Source organism: Pseudoscardovia suis (assembly GCF_002797875.1).
Taxonomy (GTDB): Bacteria; Actinomycetota; Actinomycetes; order Actinomycetales; family Bifidobacteriaceae; genus Pseudoscardovia; species Pseudoscardovia suis.
The window spans coordinates 150045-170463 of record NZ_PGFC01000003.1; the positions used below are offsets into that span (position 1 = coordinate 150045).

14 protein-coding genes, 1 pseudogene and 1 riboswitch are annotated in these 20419 nt (G+C 57.6%); of the genes and pseudogenes, 8 read left to right on the forward strand and 7 right to left on the reverse strand.

What is annotated here, in order from left to right; genetic code table 11:
• Window positions 1-330: 330 nt before the first annotated feature.
• Together gmk and pyrF are read right to left on the reverse strand one after the other, a co-directional pair.
• Window positions 331-969 (reverse strand): guanylate kinase, encoded by a 639-nt coding sequence (gene gmk, locus CLV65_RS04900; RefSeq protein WP_094690834.1) that lies wholly within the window; start codon window positions 967-969, stop codon window positions 331-333.
• Between the two features lie 530 nt (window positions 970-1499).
• Window positions 1500-2393 (reverse strand): annotated as a pseudogene (pyrF, locus tag CLV65_RS04905) (orotidine-5'-phosphate decarboxylase); the annotation flags it as partial.
• A 96-nt stretch (window positions 2394-2489) separates the two neighbouring features.
• Window positions 2490-2608, forward strand: a riboswitch (FMN riboswitch).
• Window positions 2609-2612: 4 nt separating this feature from the next.
• On the opposite strand from pyrF, the gene CLV65_RS04910 reads away from it, so the two are divergent.
• The 6 genes from CLV65_RS04910 to CLV65_RS04930 all read left to right on the forward strand — a co-directional run bounded on the left by CLV65_RS04910 (window position 2613) and on the right by CLV65_RS04930 (window position 9349).
• The gene (locus CLV65_RS04910; RefSeq protein ID WP_094690836.1) at window positions 2613-3329 is read left to right on the forward strand and encodes an ECF transporter S component; all 717 of its coding nucleotides are present in this window, start codon (window positions 2613-2615) and stop codon (window positions 3327-3329) included.
• A gap of 130 nt (window positions 3330-3459) precedes the next feature.
• Window positions 3460-5964, forward strand: a complete 2505-nt coding sequence (locus CLV65_RS04915; RefSeq protein WP_158216090.1) for an energy-coupling factor transporter ATPase — start codon at window positions 3460-3462, stop codon at window positions 5962-5964.
• A 29-nt stretch (window positions 5965-5993) separates the two neighbouring features.
• Window positions 5994-6110, forward strand: a complete 117-nt coding sequence (locus CLV65_RS09205; RefSeq protein ID WP_211278397.1) for a class III lanthipeptide — start codon at window positions 5994-5996, stop codon at window positions 6108-6110.
• A gap of 146 nt (window positions 6111-6256) precedes the next feature.
• On the forward strand, window positions 6257-7102 hold the full coding sequence (locus tag CLV65_RS04920; RefSeq protein ID WP_094690957.1) for an ABC transporter ATP-binding protein: 846 nt from the start codon (window positions 6257-6259) through the stop codon (window positions 7100-7102).
• 216 nt (window positions 7103-7318) lie between these two features.
• Window positions 7319-9073, forward strand: a complete 1755-nt coding sequence (locus CLV65_RS04925) for an FtsX-like permease family protein (RefSeq protein ID WP_157847224.1) — start codon at window positions 7319-7321, stop codon at window positions 9071-9073.
• Between the two features lie 54 nt (window positions 9074-9127).
• Window positions 9128-9349 (forward strand): energy-coupling factor transporter transmembrane component T, encoded by a 222-nt coding sequence (locus tag CLV65_RS04930; protein ID WP_094690839.1) that lies wholly within the window; start codon window positions 9128-9130, stop codon window positions 9347-9349.
• 223 nt (window positions 9350-9572) lie between these two features.
• Here CLV65_RS04930 and CLV65_RS04935 read toward each other — a convergent pair whose 3' ends face one another.
• On the reverse strand, window positions 9573-12221 hold the full coding sequence (locus CLV65_RS04935; RefSeq protein ID WP_094690840.1) for an ATP-dependent Clp protease ATP-binding subunit: 2649 nt from the start codon (window positions 12219-12221) through the stop codon (window positions 9573-9575).
• Window positions 12222-12610: 389 nt separating this feature from the next.
• On the opposite strand from CLV65_RS04935, the gene CLV65_RS04940 reads away from it, so the two are divergent.
• Entirely contained in the window at window positions 12611-13573 is a 963-nt protein-coding gene (locus tag CLV65_RS04940) for a universal stress protein (protein ID WP_094690841.1), read from the forward strand.
• 185 nt (window positions 13574-13758) lie between these two features.
• Here CLV65_RS04940 and CLV65_RS04945 read toward each other — a convergent pair whose 3' ends face one another.
• The 4 genes from CLV65_RS04945 to CLV65_RS04960 all read right to left on the reverse strand — a co-directional run bounded on the left by CLV65_RS04945 (window position 13759) and on the right by CLV65_RS04960 (window position 19520).
• A complete protein-coding gene (locus CLV65_RS04945; RefSeq protein WP_244569106.1) occupies window positions 13759-15687 on the reverse strand; it encodes a DUF3027 domain-containing protein in 1929 nt (642 codons plus the stop codon).
• Window positions 15688-15792: 105 nt separating this feature from the next.
• Window positions 15793-16182 (reverse strand): cold-shock protein, encoded by a 390-nt coding sequence (locus CLV65_RS04950; protein ID WP_094690842.1) that lies wholly within the window; start codon window positions 16180-16182, stop codon window positions 15793-15795.
• A gap of 205 nt (window positions 16183-16387) precedes the next feature.
• A complete protein-coding gene (locus tag CLV65_RS04955) occupies window positions 16388-18529 on the reverse strand; it encodes a sensor histidine kinase (RefSeq protein ID WP_094690843.1) in 2142 nt (713 codons plus the stop codon).
• Between the two features lie 262 nt (window positions 18530-18791).
• Complete coding sequence (locus tag CLV65_RS04960; RefSeq protein ID WP_094690959.1) at window positions 18792-19520, reverse strand: response regulator transcription factor; 729 nt, start codon at window positions 19518-19520, stop codon at window positions 18792-18794.
• A 365-nt stretch (window positions 19521-19885) separates the two neighbouring features.
• Between CLV65_RS04960 and CLV65_RS04965 the strand changes: the two genes are divergently transcribed.
• Complete coding sequence (locus CLV65_RS04965; RefSeq protein WP_094690844.1) at window positions 19886-20176, forward strand: WXG100 family type VII secretion target; 291 nt, start codon at window positions 19886-19888, stop codon at window positions 20174-20176.
• Window positions 20177-20419 lie beyond the last annotated feature (243 nt).

A 20419-nucleotide genomic window follows, 5' to 3' on the forward strand; every position in this document is an offset into this window, starting at 1 on the left:
GCAGGCGATGCGCGTGTGGAATTTCACTCGGTGATATTCCACACAACAAATCTCATGTGAAGCCGATTGGGGCCCGCCCGGACAATCCGGACGGGCCCCAATCATGTGCATGCGCCTTGCAAAATGGCTCGCCTTGCATAGAAGTGAGGTCTTGGACGCTTGGGTATCCAAGACCTCACATGGGTTTCATCGGCTCATATCAATGCACGTGATCAATGTGCCTGATCAATTTACCTGGGCTGGGCCGTAAACCTAGACTTCTGGCTGACCTAGGTTTCCAGCTGGGATTCCATGGCATGGGATTCCAGCTGACCTGAGATTCCAGCTGACCTAGTCTTCCAGGCCATACTCCTGAGCGATGACGCCCCACAGTTCGTTGGCAGCGCGATCCACCTCATCATTGACGATCACACGGTCAAATTCGGATTCCGCCGCGATTTCCACGCGTGCGGTCTCCAGCCTTTTCTCTCTTTGCTCAGCGTTCTCAGTGCCTCGCGATTCCAAGCGTTTCGCCAAGTCATCGAACGTAGGCGGCGCAAGGAACACATACATGACGTCGAGCCCCAGCTCCTTGGCGCGTTGCTTGACGCGGCGAGCGCCTTGCAAATCGATTTCCACCAAGGTGGGGATGCCAGCGTTCATGTGGTCAAGCAGTGGCTGGATGGGCGTGCCATAATGCGCCATGCCATGCACAACAGCGGTCTCGAGGAATTCCCCATTACGCTCCATCTGCTCGAACTTGTCGGTGGTGACGAAGTGATAATCCACGCCATCCACCTCACCGGGGCGTTTGTCACGTGTCGTGGCGGAAATCGACACCCAAATGCCGGGATGGTCATGCAGCAGCTTGTGCTCCACTGTTCCCTTCCCCACGGCGGTAGGCCCCGAGAACACGATCAACCTACGGGTCGGCTTGGTCGACTGATCAGCATTGTCGTTATTTGTGCTGTTTTGCACTTGGTCGCTCATGCGCGAATCTGTTCCTCCCACCGGTTTCGGTGCCGGTTGTTGTCGTGGTTCCTTTGATGGAGTGGTGTTCTTGTGTGTGGAAGTCCTATGCAACGGACGCACGTCTGGACTCACTGAGCTTCAGAAGCGTGTGCACCATTATTGGCATTATCGGCTTGCTGCGCACCTGCCTGCGTCTCAGCATTCGCTTCTGCCGGTGCGTTCTGTGCGTCAGTGTGAGCTTCTGCCGAGGCGTCCACTCCAGCCTCCGCCTGGGAATCCTCCGCTTCCGCCTCATCGAGTTCATCATCAGCGGCCTGGCCTACGGATTCTTCAGCGTCGGCGAGTTCCTCCACGTCGTCGGCAGCGATGACCGCGTCACCAGGCACCGCAATAGCATCCGCGGCATGAACGATCCCAGCGCCAACGCTTGGGACGGCGCTCGCATCATTCCCCGTCTGTGTCGTTCCCTGCGCATGAGCCACAGCCGGCGCAGCGACAGAGAAGGAGTCGCTGTCCTGAGTGGGGTGCGGAGCATGCTGAGCCACGTCCATTGCGCGACGCACCTCATCGCCGATGGCGGTCACGGCTTTGCTCAGTTCATCGATGTCAGGGCCATGCGCGGCGATGGACCGGGCGACAGTCACGAGCACGTTGCCATGCGTGCCAGCAAACACGGTCTTGAGATCATCGTCGGTCGCCCCCTGCCATCCATAGCCTGGCGAAAGAATCGGTCCGGTGAACTTGGCAGGGTCCACGCCGCCTTCCTTCATCCACTTGCCGATGGATGCGCCGATGATAAGTCCCACGGAGCCCATGGAGTCGGGGAATTCCGCATTGTATTTCTGCGCATCCTGCGCAATGCCGTACGCCACCGTTTGCCCGGCGTACTCCCCTGCCTGGCGAATGGCGGATTGCAAATGTGCACCTTCGGGGTTCGGTGTCAGCGACGCCACGAACACACCGCAACCGTTGTTGAGGGCATCGTTGACCAAACCGTCGAGCGAATGGAAACCGTAATACGGCAGCAGCGTGATGGCGTCCGTGTACAACGGCCCGTCCGGCTTCAGATAAGCGTCGGCGATGGATGACAGGGTCGTGGGAAGACCGCCGCGCAAGCAGTCGACGATGGTGATCAGCTCCATCTGCCGGGCTGCATACAATGCGCGTTCCAACGCCGCATAGCCTTTGGAACCATAGCGTTCAAACATGGGCATCTGGAACTTGACTGCAGCCGCCCTTCCTTGTGCGCCTTGCAACATGCGCATGGAAAACAGCTCCGCCCCTTCGGCGTCGATGTTATAGCCCCAGTCGTGCAGATTCTTGCGATGCGGATCGATTCCCACGCACAGCGGTCCATGCTCGCGCATGGCGGCGGCAAGCCTCAGTCCAAATTCCTGGCGCGGCGAACCGCTGGTGGGCACGGCGGAATTATCAAAGCTCATGTCTTCATCGTAGTTCATCAAAGGGCCACACTCACCGACGCAGACCGTCTTGTGGATAAATGAAACACGCCGGTCACCAAACGTGATACTATGCACACGTTGTTTCAGGGCGAGGTGAAATTCCTCACTGGCGGTACAGCCCGCGACCTGCGAAAGCAGCCGATTCGTTGAAATTACGAAGCCAACGGTAACAGTCCGGATGAAAGAAACGAGGCTCATATGAGCAATTCTGTGCAATCCCATACCTTCCAGACCGCATCCGACGACGTAACGGTTCCCGCGGGTTCCAGTTCCGTCGCATCCGATTCCGCGGCACCCGGCTCTGTCAATCCCTCGGAATCGATCGGTTCGGCATCGTCATCTCCGTCCAAGCCGGTGGTTTCTTCTCATTCCACCGTTGACCAATCACGGTGGTCAGCGAAGCGCATCGCCATCTACGCATTGTTCGTCGCAGTCGCGATTGCCCTGACGTTCGTGGAAGTTCCGATTTTCCCTGCGGCTCCGTATCTCAAATATGACCCGTCCATCGTCATGTGCATCATCGCTGGCTTCACGTTCGGCCCATCGGCAGCGGCAATCGTGTCAGTGCTGTCGTTCGTGCCGCATCTGTTCACCAATCCGTTTGGCGCGATTATCGCGATCCTCGTGGCACTGCTCATGAGCGTGCCCGCGGCCGCAGTGTATCGCCGCAAGCGCACCATTGGCTCTGCCGTGCTCGGCCTGGTCCTGGGAACGGTGCTTGCCACCGCTGGCGCGGTCGTCGGCAATCTGATCATCACGCCGCTCTACAACCCGGCCATCACCGTATCTGCAGTGGTGGGCCTCATCGTGCCGGTGCTCCTGCCGTTCAACATTCTCAAGGCCGTCATCAACGCCGTGATCAGCCTTGCGCTGCTGCGCCCCTGCACACGGCTTCTTGCGAATGACGCCGACTGATACCACAGTCGCACACGATCATGTGACGCCACGTGGAGCTACGAGGATTCCTGCCGTAGCTCCACGTGGCGTTGTGCAATACATGTCTGACGAAGCATCAAAGAAAGCTGCAATGCCCACAGTAGCTGCAATGACAACATCTGAGGCGAATGCCGCGACACTACCCCTGCCGAACGCCCCGACAGTGTCCGCGACAACATCCACGGCAACGCCCAGCACACAGCCTGCCGCGCAACCCACCGCGCAACCCACCGCCGTCGCATGCTTGCGCAACGTGACGTTCCGCCATGGGACACGCACGGTGCTCGACAACCTTGACGTAACCATCCACGATGGCGAATGGGTGGCCATCATGGGGTCAAACGGATCGGGAAAGACCACGCTTTCACGGCTGCTCAGCGGTCTCACGGCACCCGACAATGGCAGTGTGCAATTGATGGGCCTGGACTGTTTCACACCAGTCTCGGGAGTCAATCTTGACGCGTATCGCGCCGCGCGCCGCAACATCGGCCTGGTGCAGCAAAATCCCGAGGACCAGATCGTCACGACTGTTGTGGAAGATGACGTGGCATTCGGCCCCGAAAACCAAGGTCTTCCCGCTCACACCATCAGCGAAAGAGTGCATGATGCCTTGGCGCGCACCGGAATGGAAGGCGAGGCCCTCTCTGACCCCGACGACCTGTCCGGCGGCCAACAGCAAAGGGTCGCCATCGCCGGCACGCTTGCCTTGCATCCTCGGATGCTGGTGCTTGACGAACCGACCGCCATGCTCGACCCTCAAGGCCGTGCAGAAACACTGCGCACCATGAAGATGGCACACGACCATGGCACCACAATTGTGCAAGTGACGCACATCGCTTCCGAAGCCCGTCTCGCCTCCCGCGTCATTGAACTCGACAATGGCTCGATCATCTATGATGGCCCGGCGGAGGGATGCAATCTATGCAAGCCGGCGGCCGCGCAAGTTTCCGTTCCCCCCTCTGATGCCGCTCCAGCCAGCAAGCAATCCACTGACACGACGCCAGGCTTGCCTGCTGGACCAAGTGCACAACCCGCCATGCCATCGACTTCGGCATCTTGTGATGACTCATCATGTGACGACGCATCACAGCGCGGTATCGTCTTCGCTGTGAAGAACGTCTCGTTCCGCTACCCGAACGCCGACGCCTTTACGCTACGCAACATCGATTTCACTGTGACGCAAGGGGAATTCGTCACCATCACAGGCTCCAACGGTTCAGGAAAGTCCACGCTGCTGTCGCTGCTCAGCGGCATCAACAAACCGACACAGGGCACGGTGCGGGCTTGGGGATGCGACCCTCATTCGCGCAAAGGCAAGCGGCAGCTGCTGGGACGCATCGGCTATGTGATGCAAATGCCCGAACGGCAGCTGTTCGAAACGACTGTGGCGCAGGATGTCGCCTTCGGACCGACGAATCTCGGATTGAACAGTGTCTCGGTGAATCAGCGCGTGCATGACACATTGGAGACCGTGGGAATCAGCAAGCTTGCCGACCGTTCCCCCTGGGAGCTATCCGGAGGCCAAAAGCGTCTGGCGGCAATCGCCGGCGTCCTGTCAATGGACCCAGATGTCTTGCTGCTCGACGAGCCGACCGCTGGTCTGGATGCCCGTGCATGCCATCGCATCATCGGTCTGCTCGACGGCTTGCATCGACGCGGGGTGACTATTGTCGTCGTCACCCACGACCCTGACCGCTTCCGCACAGTGGCGACACGCACTTTTCATTTGGACACCGCCTCTTCGGGAAGCGCAGGGAATATTTCGGATACCGACCTGTCGCAGACCAACGTACAAAGCGAACACAAGCAGCACAAGCAACAGCAGCACGGCAAGCGGCGACGGAACGCACACCGCCTCGTTTCTCGCATGGACACGCGAGTGCTTGAGATCGTGTGCACCATCATGATGGCAGGCATGTTCACCGTCACGTCCCCGCTCCAACTCGCATGGGCGTTTATCGGGGTTCTTACTGCAATGTGCCTGACCGATGCAGGCGCGCGTCGCATCATGGCTTCATGCAAATCATTGTTTGCGATCATCCTAGTGCTCGGGCTCTTCAACGTGTTTTTCGTGCGCACCGGATCCGCCATATGCCATATAGGCACCATACCAATCACCGATGAGGGGCTGCGCAACGCGGTGCTGTATTCTCTCCGTTTCGCCTTGGTCATCGTCATCGGCGCCACAGCGGTGTCAGCGGCATCCACCACACGGCTCACCGACGCCACGGAATCGCTGCTATCCCCGCTGGCGCGCATCGGAGTCCCGATACACGAATGCGCTCTCATCATGACACTGGCGATACGGTTCCTGCCCATCATCAGCCGTGAATTCACGCAGCTGGCACATGCACAGGCCAGCCGTGGCGGCAACATATCCACGGGTAGCCCCTCCAAGCGATTGAAAGCCGCAGTGTCGCTGCTCGTGCCGGTGTTCGCCCTCGCCCTGCGCCATGCCGAGCATATGGGCACCGCCATGGAAAGCCGCGGATACGAAAGCGGCATCGTGCGCACACACTGGCACCAGTCACATCCCGGCGCTGCCGACCTGTGCGCATGCATCGGCGTAGCACTGTGGCTGGCAGGACTTATCGCCATCCCACAGCTATGGTGAACCCGCGGTTACGAGAGAGAAGGTGGAATATGAACTCGTTGCTTGATTTGCAAAATCTTGAGCAAGATGAGCAGCAGAGTGCGCCGTGGTCCACATTGAGCAATAATTGCCATCAGTCTTGGAGCACGATGAGCTTGAACTGCTAGAATTTTGGCTTCTTACTGAGAGCACAGCCATCGGCAGGCGGGTAGGTTCCCTGTTTTACAGGGGATGCACGCCTGCCTTCTTTTTCTCTTTCGTGTTTCACATCTTCATATTGTTGAAGTACCGTCGTGCGTATGGAAGGAACAAAATGATAAGAGATGTAACTGCCAACAATTCGGCGGAGCTCAAGACTGCCGAAACCGTCTCTTCCATTGATGTCGCTTTGTCCGTGCATGGGCTGCGTCATTCCTATGGCGGCGATGCGTTCGTCGTAGACGGCGTGTCGCTAAAATTCCCCGTCGGTTCGTGGACTGCGGTGATGGGACCATCAGGGTCTGGCAAGTCAACGCTCCTGTACTGCATGAGCGGGCTTCTGCGTCCATCTGAAGGTCGAGTGTCGTGCAGCGGCACGGACATCACTGGGCTGTCACCCGACGAGCTGACGCGGTTCCGCCGTGAGCATTTTGGGTTCGTTTTCCAAGGCTACAACTTGCTTCCCGAGCTCACCTGCACGCAGAACGTCATGCTACCCACTCTCTTCGGTCCCGCCCCGATTAGCGAAGCTGAAGCTAACGAAGCGTTGACAAGCGTAGGACTGGACGGGTACGGCGATAGGTATCCGGATGGTATTTCTGGTGGCCAGAGCCAGCGCGTGGCGATTGCGCGTGCCCTGGCCACACATCCGGATGTGGTGTTCGCCGACGAGCCCACAGGTGCGCTGGACACACACACGACGCGCGCAGTCATGGACTTGTTCGGCATGGTTGTGAAGCATGGACAGACGCTGATCATGGTGACGCACGATCCGAACGTAGCGGCGTGTGCAGACCGCGTGGTGTTCCTCGTAGACGGGCGATTAGCCAGCGTCCACGGTAGGATGAGTGCCTCGGACATCGCACTCGCCTTCGCCACCGGATTCGCCAGTCCCGCCGACGCTACCACAATCCCCGACGATGAGGTGCACATCAGCGCGGACTCGCACGAAGGGGAGTGAATAGCCATGCGATTCCTTAGCCTGTCCAATCAATTCCGCCACGCGCACCGCACTTCGTACCGCTCACTTTGCCTGTCGCTTCTTTTCATGTCCGCCCTCGTGTCCACAGGATTTCTCGTGCTGTGCTCCGCACAAAGCCGTGACGGCGCGCCTACTGCGGTAACTGCTCTTCAACGTCTGGAAACACGCGCCTACTACGAAGGGACCGCCGAGTTCATGAGCATCATGGTCTCATCCTGTCTGCTCGCCTCGCTTGTGCTCACAGTGTCAGCGGTCGGTTTTCTCGTGCAAGAGAACCGTCGGCAATATGCCTTGCTGTACCTCAACGGAGGCACACCCCGTCAGGTGCGCCTCATGGTGATGGTCACACTGGGTGCTCCGGGCCTTGCTGCCATATCCCTCGGCACAATTATCGGATGCGGTCTGTGCTTCCCGCTTGCCCACCTCCTGATTCGAATCGGCGGCGCCGCACCCACGTTCCGTATAGCCATCCATCCGCAAGGAATTCTTCTGACGCTACTCTTCATGCTTCTCGCCTTGCTCCTGGGAATCCTCCTAGCGACACGACGCTTGACCCACGTCGCTCCCATCGAGGCGGTTGTCGGCATGTGCGCCCCATCCCATGTGACAGGCCGCGCACGGATTGCTGCAGCAATAATTCTGGGGACGGGTGGTCTCACCGTCGGCTTCACTCCCTTGAGCATACAGGCAGAGGCCCGAATCATCGTGCAGACCATGCTATATGTCGTCGCCACCGCCCTCGCTGCGCCACTCATCATGCCTCATATCGCTGCCTTCGTCACCGCTCTGTCCGTCCCGTTCAACCGAGCCGCGTATCTCGTGGCGCGGCAACGGAGCCTCAGAGGCGGGCAACGGGCAGCGTCCGTGGCGCTTCCCGTCATCATTCTTCTCTTAGTCGTCTGCCCGTTCCTGTCTATGATGGACGTGGGCACAGCCGAAAGCGTCGCAACAGATATGGCACAGATTCCGTCCCCTCTCGTCTTGCGCAGCACTGGAACCGTCGCAGGCAACACGGAGGATTCATCTGAATCGCACTACGCGGCGGCCCTGGCGTTCGCCCGCAACTCGTCCAATGTGGAATCAGCGGGCGTATTCGATGCAGAGCGTTATGCTGCCGACACCGGGCGGACCGTGCGCACAGCCCTCGTCGCCAAATGCGACCGAGGCACATTGCTCACGAACCTCGTCATTCATGCCGTCACCGACGGAAGCCTGAATGACCTAGACGATGACGCAGTGGCCGTGGCCAGCGGATATGGGCAGGTAGGCGACACCGTCACCCTCCGAGGCACTGACGATACACCGCACACATTGCGGATCGTCGCTGTGTTCGGCTCCCTTCCCGGTCTCCAGCCCGACTACATCGCGCTCACCGACGCGCTCGGTACATCTCGAGGATCCAACGCATACGTCATGGGATACCTCGACACTGGCAGCCCGCTCGCTGTGCAGTCCGCGTGGAACGCCGATTCATCCCTCTCATGGGCCCACATGTACACCAAGCAGGAGTTCATCAACTACTACGTCGCCTATCGCAAGCAGGGGCGGACAGGTGTGTCCACATTCATCGCCGGTGCCGCTTTCATCGCACTCATCGCACTCATTCAGGCAGTCGGTACCGCCGTGCGCGAAGCCGCGCCCGGCGACCGACTACTCGCCCAGATATGTGCTCCGCGCCGCCTCGTCACTGCCATCGGGCTCATCGAATACACAGCCGGCGTCATCGCCGCCGCGCTCACCTCGGCACTCGTATTCACCCTCATCTGGATTTCCATGACGCTTATCACACGTACTGACGGTCTGAGCCTCCTCCCGCCCATTCCCGCGCGCGTCTTCCTTATTCTCATCCTCGCCTGCGTGGCAATCAGCGCCATGGAATGCCTCGCTGCCATGAGAAGAAGCAGCAGCAGAAGAAGAAGAAGAAGAACAAGTGAAGATAATTCGTTATGAGCGAATCTCTTCCATTATAGAAAGCCCATCAATACAGGAGCCACAGGTCGGCCCATGCGGCGCATCAAAGCCGCAGTGTCGCTGCTCGTACCGGTGTTCGCCCTCGCCCTGCGCCATGCCGAGCATATGGGCACCGCCATGGAAAGCCGCGGATACGAAAGCGGCATCGTGCGCACTCACTGGCACCAGTCACATCCCGGTGCCGCCGACGTATGCGCATGCATCGGCGTGGTTATCTGGATCGCCGGGCTTATTGCCATCCCACAGCTATTGTGATATGGCTGCCCGCATAACGCGGGTGCACATCTTAGAATGCACAACGCGACTGCGAATATATAACGGCATGTACGCAAACACGGGTAACGGCATCCCGGCACATGATCCCTGCGAACACATATAAAAGGTGGCTTGGAATCTCAAGGATTCCAAGCCACCTTCCTTAATTGACAGCGGTCCAGCCTTCTGGATTCAGAGTCAGGCTGCCCTTCCAGCCGATGTGTCAGTCAGCGTTGTCATTCGATTCAGCAACGCTGTCCGAAGACGACGTATCGGTAGAAGCACCGTCTTCCGCATCGCTCACTGGCTCGGAGACAAGCTGCGAATCATCACCTGATGTCGCGACGCCATCCGTGCCATCAGCACCCTGAGCACCGTCTTGCGCCACCGTGCCATCAGCAGCGAACGGAATTCCCACGAACTCGAATGTCGCATCTTTGCCTTCGCCCTTGGCATCGATGCTAATGCGCTCATTGTCGTGGAGCCGGCCTTCGAGGATTCCCTCGGCCACCTCGTCCTCAATCTGGTTCTGGATGACGCGCCTCAACGGACGTGCGCCCAAGAGCGGATCGAAGCCCTTGACAGCGAGCGCATCCTTGGCGGCATCCGTGAGCTCAAGCTCAATATGACGATCGAACATGCGGTCGTTGAGCTTCTTGAGATCAAGATCCACGATCTGGCGCACCTGCGGCTCGGTCAGCTGCCTGAAGACGATGATGTCGTCAAGTCGGTTCAGGAACTCGGGGCGGAAGTTTTCCTTGAGCTCGCTGGTCACCGATTCCTTCATGCGCTCATACGACGTCTGGGTGTTGCCACCGACATTGAAACCAGTGGTGGCGCTACGCGTGATATTGCGCGTACCCAGATTGGTCGTCATGATGATGATGGTGTTCTTGAAATCGACGGTCCTACCCTGGCCATCCGTGAGGCGGCCATCATCAAGCACCTGAAGCAGCGTGTTGAAGATATCGGGGTGGGCCTTTTCAATTTCGTCGAACAGGATGACCGAGAACGGCTTGCGGCGCACCTTTTCGGTGAGTTCGCCACCCTCGTCGTAGCCGACATACCCCGGAGGGGCACCGAACAGACGAGAGGCTGCGTACTTCTCTCCGAATTCCGACATGTCAACGCGGATGAGCGCATCCTCGTCGTCAAACAGGAACTCAGCCAGTGCCTTGGCAAGTTCCGTCTTGCCCACGCCGGTGGGGCCTGCGAAGATGAAGGAGCCGCTGGGGCGCTTGGGATCCTTGAGTCCCACGCGGGCACGGCGAATGGAACGGGACAATGCCGTAACTGCATCGTCTTGACCGATGATGCGCTTATGAAGCTGGTCCTCCATGTGCATGAGCTTGGAGGATTCGGCCTGCGTGATCTTATACACGGGGATTCCGGTGGTGTCGGAGAGCACATCGGCGATGACGTTTTCATCAACGACCATCGACACGTCGGATGCGCCTTCCTTCCAAGCCTTTTCCTTGGCCTTGCGATCCGCCTCGAGCTTTTCCTGCTCATCGCGCAGATTCGCCGCCTTTTCGAAGTCCTGAGCCTTGATGGCCTTGTCCTTCTCAGCGTTGATCGTCGCAAGCTTGCGATCGATCTGCTTGAGCTCAGGCGGTGCGGTGAGACGCTTGATGCGAAGACGGGCGCCTGCCTCATCAATCAAATCAATCGCCTTGTCGGGCAGATTGCGATCCTGGATGTAGCGCTGCGACAACTCGGCAGCAGCCTGGATGGCGTTGTCGGTAATCGTGACTTTGTGGTGGTCCTCGTACTTCTTGCGCAGTCCCTTGAGGATCTCAATGGTTTCAGCGACCGTCGGCTCCGGCACTTGAATAGGCTGGAAGCGGCGTTCGAGAGCAGCGTCCTTTTCTATGTACTTGCGATACTCATCGTTCGTGGTGGCGCCGATGACCTGCATCTCACCGCGGGCAAGCATGGGCTTGAGCATGTCGCCGGCATCAAGAGCACCATCAGCCGACCCCGCACCGACAATCGTGTGAATCTCATCGATGAACAGCACGATGTCACCGCGGGTGGTGACTTCCTTGAGGACCTTCTTGAATCGTTCCTCGAAATCGCCACGGTAGCGCGAACCCGCCACCATGGAGCCCATGTCCAGTGAATACAGCTGCTTGCCGCGCAACGTCTCCGGCACATCGCCCACGGCGATCTTCTGCGCCAGACCTTCGACGACAGCGGTCTTGCCCACGCCCGGCTCACCGACGAGCACAGGATTGTTTTTCGTACGGCGGCTGAGCACGACCATCACGCGTTCGATTTCCTTGCTGCGTCCGATCACGGGATCGAGCTTGCCATCGATGGCCTGCTGGGTCATGTTGCGACCGAACTGGTTGAGAATGGCGGAACCAGACTTGTTCTGCTTATCCGCCACATGACCGGAATTGGCGAGTTCGCCTTCTTCCTGACCGGGCTCGCCATTGCCACGAATCGCATCAATGACGGAAGAGCGCAGGTCATCAAGGTCCACGCCCATCTTCACCAGCACTTGGGTACCCACACCCTCGCCCTCTTGGATGAGTCCCAGAAGGATGTGCTCGGTACCGATATAGCTATGCCCCAGTTGCAAGGCTTCGCGCAACGACAGTTCCAGCACCTGCTTGGCATGCGGGGTGAACGGAATATGACCGTTGGGGGTGGCGTGCCCCTTGCCGATCATCTCCTCCACTTGTTTGCGCGCCGAGTCCAGATCAACTCCCTTGGATGCAAGCGTCTTTGCCGCCACGCCGTCACCTTCGCGGATCAGGCCCAGAAGCAAGTGCTCGGTTCCAATGTAGTTGTGCTGGAGAGAGCGCGCTTCCTCTTGAGCCAGCACGATAACGCGCCGGGCTCGGTCGGTAAAACGTTCAAACATCGGATAACCCTCCTACTAAGTGCTTGCAACTTTACCGATTCTCGGTGACGAATGCAGCGATTTGAACGGAATATCGCTATGAACTGAAACCGATTCGATTGCAACGAGCACACAATGGCGTGGACTCATACATTCACAAGCCCATGTGACAGGCATCGGTGCAGAATCCGCTTCACGCAACGCCCATGCAACGCTCGTGTACGCCCATTCCGCACCCATGTCATGATTCTCCAGATGCCCTGAGCCAAGCCCAATCGGCAATCCCCGCACCGGACAGTTGGCACCAGCGGAATGCGTTCCCTGTGTTTCTCAACTTTATTTCAGTCCGCTAGAGTGGGAATTGGATACTTTGCCGCGTCGGACGCCTAGGCGTCCGTTAAGGAGAGATTATGACCGAACCTTCCACCGAGACGGGCTCCTTCCCCGTTATCAAGAAGAATTCCGACATCGTCGTTGGCATTGATGGTTCGAAGGGCTCATGCTGCGCGCTGGCTTGGGCAATGCAGGAAGCCTCCCTCACAGGGCAATATGTCAACGCCGTGTATGGCTGGACGTATTCGTGGGACATGGGCCCGGAGCCTGAGGACGAAGCCGGCTGGGATGCCATCCGAGAGCGGATTACCAAGAAGCTGTACAGCTGGGCTCAGATCGCCAACGAAGGCATCAATTTCGACATGTCCAAGCTCAAGCTCACCAGTGTCAGGTCCTCAGGAAGCGCCGCATTGCTCCGCATCGGGCAGGAATCGGATCAAATCGTAGTGGGGCGCCGTTCCCTGAATCCCGTTGCACGCTGGTTCTTCGGCTCGGTGTCATCATCCATAGCTGAGCATTCCCACGTGCCAGTCACTGTGGTGCGCGTGCGCAACTATCAGGAAAACGCTGTCACTGAAAATATCCACCATGCCTTGAGCGATGATCTGGAATCCGAACCCACAGCATCTCGCCCTATCGTCGTGGGAATTGACGGTTCTGAATGTTCTCTCAGGGCGCTTGCATTCGCCGCCCATGCGGCGCGCATTGAGAAGCGCCCGCTCAAGGTCCTGTATTGCTGGCAGATAAAGACCCTTGATACCGACCCCGCCCAGGGCATCCCCAGCGAGGAAGAAGCGCAGAGCATCGCCGAATCCAAGGTCGCGCAGTGGATTGAGAAGGCGGAAATTCCCTCGGACGTGCTTGTGCGAGCGCATGCCTTCCATATTCTTCCGGGAAAGGGCATGGTCAGCGCCAGCGAAGACGCCGAACGGGTCGTCATTGGTTCCCGTGGCCTGAGCGGCTTCGATGCACGATTGTTGGGGTCCGTCAGCCAATACGTCTTGGAGAACGCCAAGAGCACTGTCACGATCGTGCACTGACGATTGTGCGCTGACAACAGTTGTACGCTAACAACGATTGTGCGCAGACAACTGCGCAGTGATGACTGTGCAGTGGCGGTTGTGTACTAAACCGGACCGGTGGCTCAACAATGAAAACGCGAGGCCCGCGGAGCGTTTACACGCTTCGTGGGCCTCGTTCATTTGCCTGTTATCATGCCGCCTTTTTATTCAGCAGTCTCATTCGATTCAGACTCAATCGATTCAGACTCAATCGATTCAGACTCAATCGATTCAATGGATGGCTGGCTGTCCGCTGCCTGCGCTGTCTCAGCCACTTCAACAGCAGCAGACTCTGCTGCGACTTGGGGAAATTCCCGCGTTTCGTCTGGTTCATCGGATGCTTCCGCCTGATGTGTGACTTCGGGCGCATCAGCAACAGCTGGTTCATCTGCGCCATCGGACTCATTGGGAGCATCAGCATTAGTCGACACATCAGTGCCAGCAGCTGTATTCACATCAGCGGACTCATTTGCGCCAGCGTTATCGACGGATTGATCAACCTCATCAATGCCATCGCCTTCATCCGCGCCTTCAGCCGCGGCTCCAGCTCCGGCTCCATCCGTTGCCTCAGCAGTCTGAGCCTCCGCATCCGAAGCATCGACATGCGGGGCATCTGAGACATCTGAGACATCTGCATCCGTTGCGTCAGGCACTTCTGCCGCAGCGTCTGCTGCCTTTCCATCCGCTTGTGCGTCCGAAGATGAGACCACAGCCGCAGATTCCTCTCCCGACGCTTGCGCAGCACGTCCATCGGCGGACTGGGCCGAATCTTCCACGTCAGCAGCTTCAACCGCATCCGCTGATGAATTCACACCTTCACCCATCGTGGAGTTCTCGTCGTTATCCGTCTCAGCGCTGTCCATCACTTCCGTGGATTGCGAGGATTCGTCGCCGGAGATACCGAAGTCCTCCATCATCTCGACAGCGGCATTTTCGTCGCGATGTCCTTGGCGCACAATTTCAATGGTGTTGTCATCCAACGCCGGCTGCGTCTGAATCCACATGGGGGTAGGCGCAGGAGGAGCGATTTCCGAATGTTCGCCGCAACCATGGTCTCCAGAGACGACCTTGCCGTCATCAGGGCTCCACTTGTTGGCGCACACACCAAACATCTCCCCCAGGTCTCCCTTCAGCGACACATAGAAACCGCATGTCTGGCAAATCTTGCCATCCGCGGTCCTCGTACTCAGAGCCTTGGGGCCATGGGGGCCTCCATACCATCGTTCAGCAGCTTGGGAGCGACCAAGGGGCGTCAACACACGACGGCGGGAAAGACTGTATTCCTCAGCGATTTCCTCGGCTTCCTGATGTTCTTGCTTTTCCTTTTCTGCTGCCTGGGCAACCGCTGGGTCGGATTGCTCACGCTCAAGCTCGTCTTTTTCCTCGACCTGCTGCTGTTCGGTGCGGGCCTGTGTGTTGTCAGGACGGAAACCGTCTTCCAGACGAGGATCATCCTCCTCGGTGCCGATGGAGTCGGTCGGCGACAGGTCAGAAGGCTCCAACCTGTCTTTCCATGGAATCCACGGTGGTGCGAGCAAAGCGCCTTCCACGGGAACGAGCGAGGACTCGCACACCGTCCAAATATCACGCGTCTCATCGTGGAACAGCGTCACAGACCACTGCCAGTTCTCATACCCCGGCACTGCCGCTTCAAAACGAAAATCGGTGATGCCGTCGCCTTCGTCGATGGATTCGACGAAATTACCGACCTGCGTCTCATCTTCTGCCACGAGAAAAGCCACGTTCATGGCAAGTTCCTTGGGATCGATCTTCGGATACGGCTCATCATCGAACTGTGCGGCATCCTGCGGAGATGTGCGTTCCGTCACAGACTGCTGTTGCGCGTCATCCACGGCATCCGCATCCGCGCCATCCACCGCAGCTGGTTCATCGCCAGTATCGGCATCACCTTCAAGGCGGTTCTTCCCGGTCATGTTCTCCGTCGTGGATTCATCCGTGTATTCATCCGCGGATTCACCATGGGCGTCATCGCCTTCATCCGTCGGCGCAATCGGAATTCCCATGTCCAAAACCCCTGCCGGTGTAGTCTCCTGATCGGAATCTGTGGGAAGGGTCTCGTTCACATCTGTCATAATTCAAACCTTAGAGTATGTTGCCGAAATATGCGAACGGCGGCCTTTCCAGACCGCCATGCATTTCAAAGTGCTGGTTGCCAGGATTCGCTCCTGATCGCCCGGTCACTCCTCAATATCGAAATCGTCGGCAACCGCACGCAGCATCACAGCAAGTTTATGCGATTCCCGAGGACCGGGATAGTGACGCCTACGCAAAGTGTTGCCAGCTGCATCCAACAGCTTGATGAGATCTTCGACGATTGCCGCCATGTCTTCAGGAGCCGGGCGAGTCGCCTTCACCATGGACGGCAGCGGCTCATTCACCGTCACGGACAGCGCTTGCGGACCACGGCGGCCATCAGCTACCGAAAACTGCACTTTCGCTCCCTTGCGCAATGTCGTGACGCCCTTCGGCAATGCCGAAGCCGGGAGGAACACGTCCTTGCCTTCCTCAGACTGAATAAACCCATAACCCTTTTTCTGATCAAACCAACGCACACGTCCGCTCGGCATAGTCACCTCCAGAAAAGACACGCCGGCAATGCAAAGCGCTTCCCGCGCTCAGCGTCGCCGGCATCCAGCGAAATCACACCGCTGCCATTCCAATCAATCAGCGAACCATTGTAAACCAGATTCCCCAGAAATGTAATGCGACCCACGCTTTCGTTATGGCCGAACACGATTGCGTTCGGCCCTATGCATGAATAGCTTCAAGGGCTTATGCCGTTGGGGCACCATCAATCTGGTCTGGACCCGATGTGTCAAGGGGAAGAATGATGGAATACGACAATCCGCCCCCTGGTGTCTGCGTTGCACAGATGAGGCCATGATGCGCATGGACAACGGACTGCACAATGGACATGCCCAATCCGGTACCGCCCTTGAGTCGCGCACGCGAGGGGTCTGCAGTGTAGAACCGTTCAAAAATGCGGTCACGCTGGTCAGGACGCATCCCGGGACCGTGGTCGCTCACAACGACCACAGCGTATTCACGCGACTGGGATTCCTCCCCTTTCTCTTTTCCTTGTGTTTTTCTGCCCTTCCGATTATCTCGGGACTGGGAGTCAGCGGACTGGGATGGATTCTTTGACCCGTCGAGCCGCGAACGGAAAGCGGCAGCCTGCGCTGGTCCATCCGTGGAATCCACGTTCACCCCTACGGATTGCATAAAATCATGCAAAGAATCCTGGGTGCTGGGAAGCTGCGCCAAATCGCGGGCATAGGCAGATCGGACAATGCATGCGCCGAATTCAACCGGGGAGTCCTGAGGCGTATAGCGATGAATGTTGCCGATGATATTCGTCAGCACTTGGTGCATGCGCATAGGATCGCCTTTTATCGCCACCGAACCGAGGGTGTCATCGTTCACGGTGAAGTTCCAAGAGACGCCGCCATGTTGACCAGTGTCGCCATCCTGCGCCTTGGCCGTCTTGTTATCCACGTCGCTTGTGGTACCAATCGCAGAATCGGTGGAAAGACCGGTCGCATCAGCCTTGGCATCATGCGAATTCATTGCGCCGTCGTGTGTGGATTCGGCCTGCCTTGTCACAGTCACGCCGCCCAGCCGTACCGATCGCTCAGGATCGAGTGCGTGGATGTCTTCTGCGGATTCGCGTATGAGCTCATCCACCTGCACGGTTTGGTGGATGTCAATGCCACGCCCCTCATCGAAACGGGCAAGGGCTAACAGGTCTTCGACAAGCGATGACATCCTTTCGCTCGACGTCTCGATGTGATCGATGGCATCGTCAGCATGTTCCAGCGCCGAATCAAGGTCATCCGATTCAGCGCGACGCTGCATCTTATACAACTCCGCGTATCCATGAATCGTCGCCAATGGGGTGCGCAACTCATGAGAGGCGTCGGAGACAAACTGTTTCATTTTCTCCGTGGTCTGCTCTTGCTCTTTGAAGCTTCGTTCTATTTGCGACAGCATTTTGTTGAGCGACAGCGCGAGGGAACCCACTTCTGTATTAGATGGCAGCTGAGGCACTCGTTCGGAAAGATCGCCTGCAGCGATCTTCGCCGCTGTTTTCTCCATTCGCTTGAGTGGCATCAATGTATTACGCACGAACATTGCCGCGAGCACACCGGCTGCGACGAGAGTGCAAATTCCAGCGATAAGGAAGTATTGCGTCACCATATCCGTCGTCTCGTACATATCCCGCAGGGACATGCCGATATACGCCACGCCAACCACGGTACCGCCTGAAGGATCCGTACCTTGGTCGGACGATGAAGAGGAACTTGACGATCCGGAGGCTCGTGTGGCCGTCTCGACAATCTGGAACGCCTCCACTCTCCAGTCCCGGTTGGCACTTTTGAGGTCCTTTGAAGCCACTTGAGTGCCTGCGGGTATCGTCACTGTAGCCGAAACGGTGAAAGGCTGGCTGTATTCGACAGCGGAAAGGTCTATCGAATCCAGATTGGGTTCACTGATCACCCCATCGCGAAGCATGGGGCGCATTGTCGACAATACATCGCCGTCAGTGTCGCGGATTTGCAGAAAGTAATCGGTCGGCGAGTAATTGCGTTGGCCGGGTGCACTGCCAACGACCTGCTTGTAATTGTCAAAAACAAGCTGGGCTTGCTGCGACAACTGGGTATCGGTTTTCTCAAGGATGTACTGCTGAACCAATTGCCGCACCGCAGCGCCAAGCACGCATTCCGCCAACATCACCACGAGAATGACGATGGACGCCAGCTGGAACGACAACGACATTCCACGGCGCATCTTTTGCAAGCCAGACGTGCGCTTGGGCTCCTGTGGATTGTTTCCAGTGGCGTCTTGTGCCTTATTCGGATGCTGGGGCGCCTGACGTGGAGGTTGCTTGCTGCCGGAGTTCAACGCAATGTGCATGACGATCCCCCAGCCTGTGCACTCAGCGATTCCTTCACCGATTGTGGCGTCATGTATTCCTCCTCCGGCTCGACATATGTCGGCGAAACTGGCAACCGCAGCTGCAAACCACGTAAATCAGAACCGAGTAAAAATCCCGCCCGCGAATCCATTATGCATTGTAAGCACATGAGGATTGGAAGCCATGCGCATGGAGTCCGGTCAGCGGAATCCAGTCAAATGAATCGCGGGACAACCGCCTGTTATTTAACTATCATGCGCATTACTTGGCTGAGGAGGAACGTGGTGCGCGAATCATGTAGCCGATTCCTCGTTTGGTCTGGATGAGCGGCGTGACCTTCTTGCCATCGACCGTGATGCCATCGACTTTCTTACGCAGGTACGAGATGTAGGACTCCACGATTGCCGCATCCCCGCCCCAGTCATACTGCCACACATGGTCAAGAATCTGAGCCTTGCTGACCACCCTGCCCTCATTGTCCATGAGATAGCGGAGCAGCTTGTATTCCGTGGGGCTCAGATCGATCTCCTGCCCCGCGCGGGTGACGTCATGGCTGTCCTCGTTGATTTCGAGGTCCGCCACACGAATGATGGGATCCTCTTCATCCTCGCCCTTCGTGCGTCGCAAAATCGCCCTGATGCGAGCAATGACTTCTTCAAGGGAGAACGGCTTCGTCACATAGTCGTCACCGCCAACAGTCAGGCCCATGATCTTGTCCTGGGTGTCATCGCGAGCGGTCAGGAAGAGAACCGGCGCTTCCATTCCCTCCTGACGAATGCGGCGGGTCACGGTGAAGCCATCGATATCAGGCAGCATGACATCCATGATGATCAGATCAGGATTGGCGTCACGAATGACCTCAAGGGCTTCACCACCGGAGGCAGCTGTCTTGACTTCAAACCCCGAGAAATGCAGCGAAGCCGATAGCAACTCTCGTATCGAGGGCTCGTCATCAACTACAACAATGGTCGCTTCCAAATTCTTTGCCATGTTTGAAAGCATGGCATTATAGCCTGATTTTTTCCTGAAAACATCCTGCATCTTTAGCAAATCTTTTATTTCCCTTTGCACTGTGACACGGTTGCCTTACCGCAAGCAAAAGGTTTGCTGAAACGCTGCCATGGTGTGGACATAGGTCAACGAGTGAAATCACATCGCCATAATCCCTGATTCCCAACGATCCGACGACATCGTCCCAATCCGAACGTTCCATGACGGTCCACATTTGTCAAAATGCCGCGGAGACAGCGCACGCATGACGTATCGTCGCAAACGTCATGACAATCCGCCCAGTGCACGGGGCGGGACATATCCAAACGAACACCCACCCACGACCCCGGAAGGAGGTGACAGCAATGCCTCAGTATCAAGTCGATTCGGAACAGATCCAGACGTCGAGCGCCGCAGTGCAACAGTCCGTTGCGCAAATCCGCTCCTCGGTCAACGGCATGTATTCCAATCTCACCCAGCTGCAAAGCGTCTGGCGAGGTGGAGCCGCCAACCAATTTGGCAGCCTCATGACCCAATGGCGTTCCGCACAGCAGCAGATGGAAGCATCACTCGAAAGCATTCAGAATGCGCTGAGCCGCGCATCGTCGGTGTATTCAGAAGCCGAGATGCAAGCTTCTCGCCTGTTTGCATCATGACACGCCGCAACGCAAGCATCATGGCTCACAGCATGATGTGCCGCGACTGCACACCATGAGTCGGCGCCGCCCAATGCCGCTGGGCGGATGCCAACCACCCATATATGCCACAGGCAGACGGTCCAGTTGATGAACCCTCACGACGATTGTTCATTCATTGGATGGCGCTGCAGATGGAATCAATCCTAGGCAGATTCCATCACGGCATATTCCATAACAACAGATTCCATTGCGAGCCCCGGA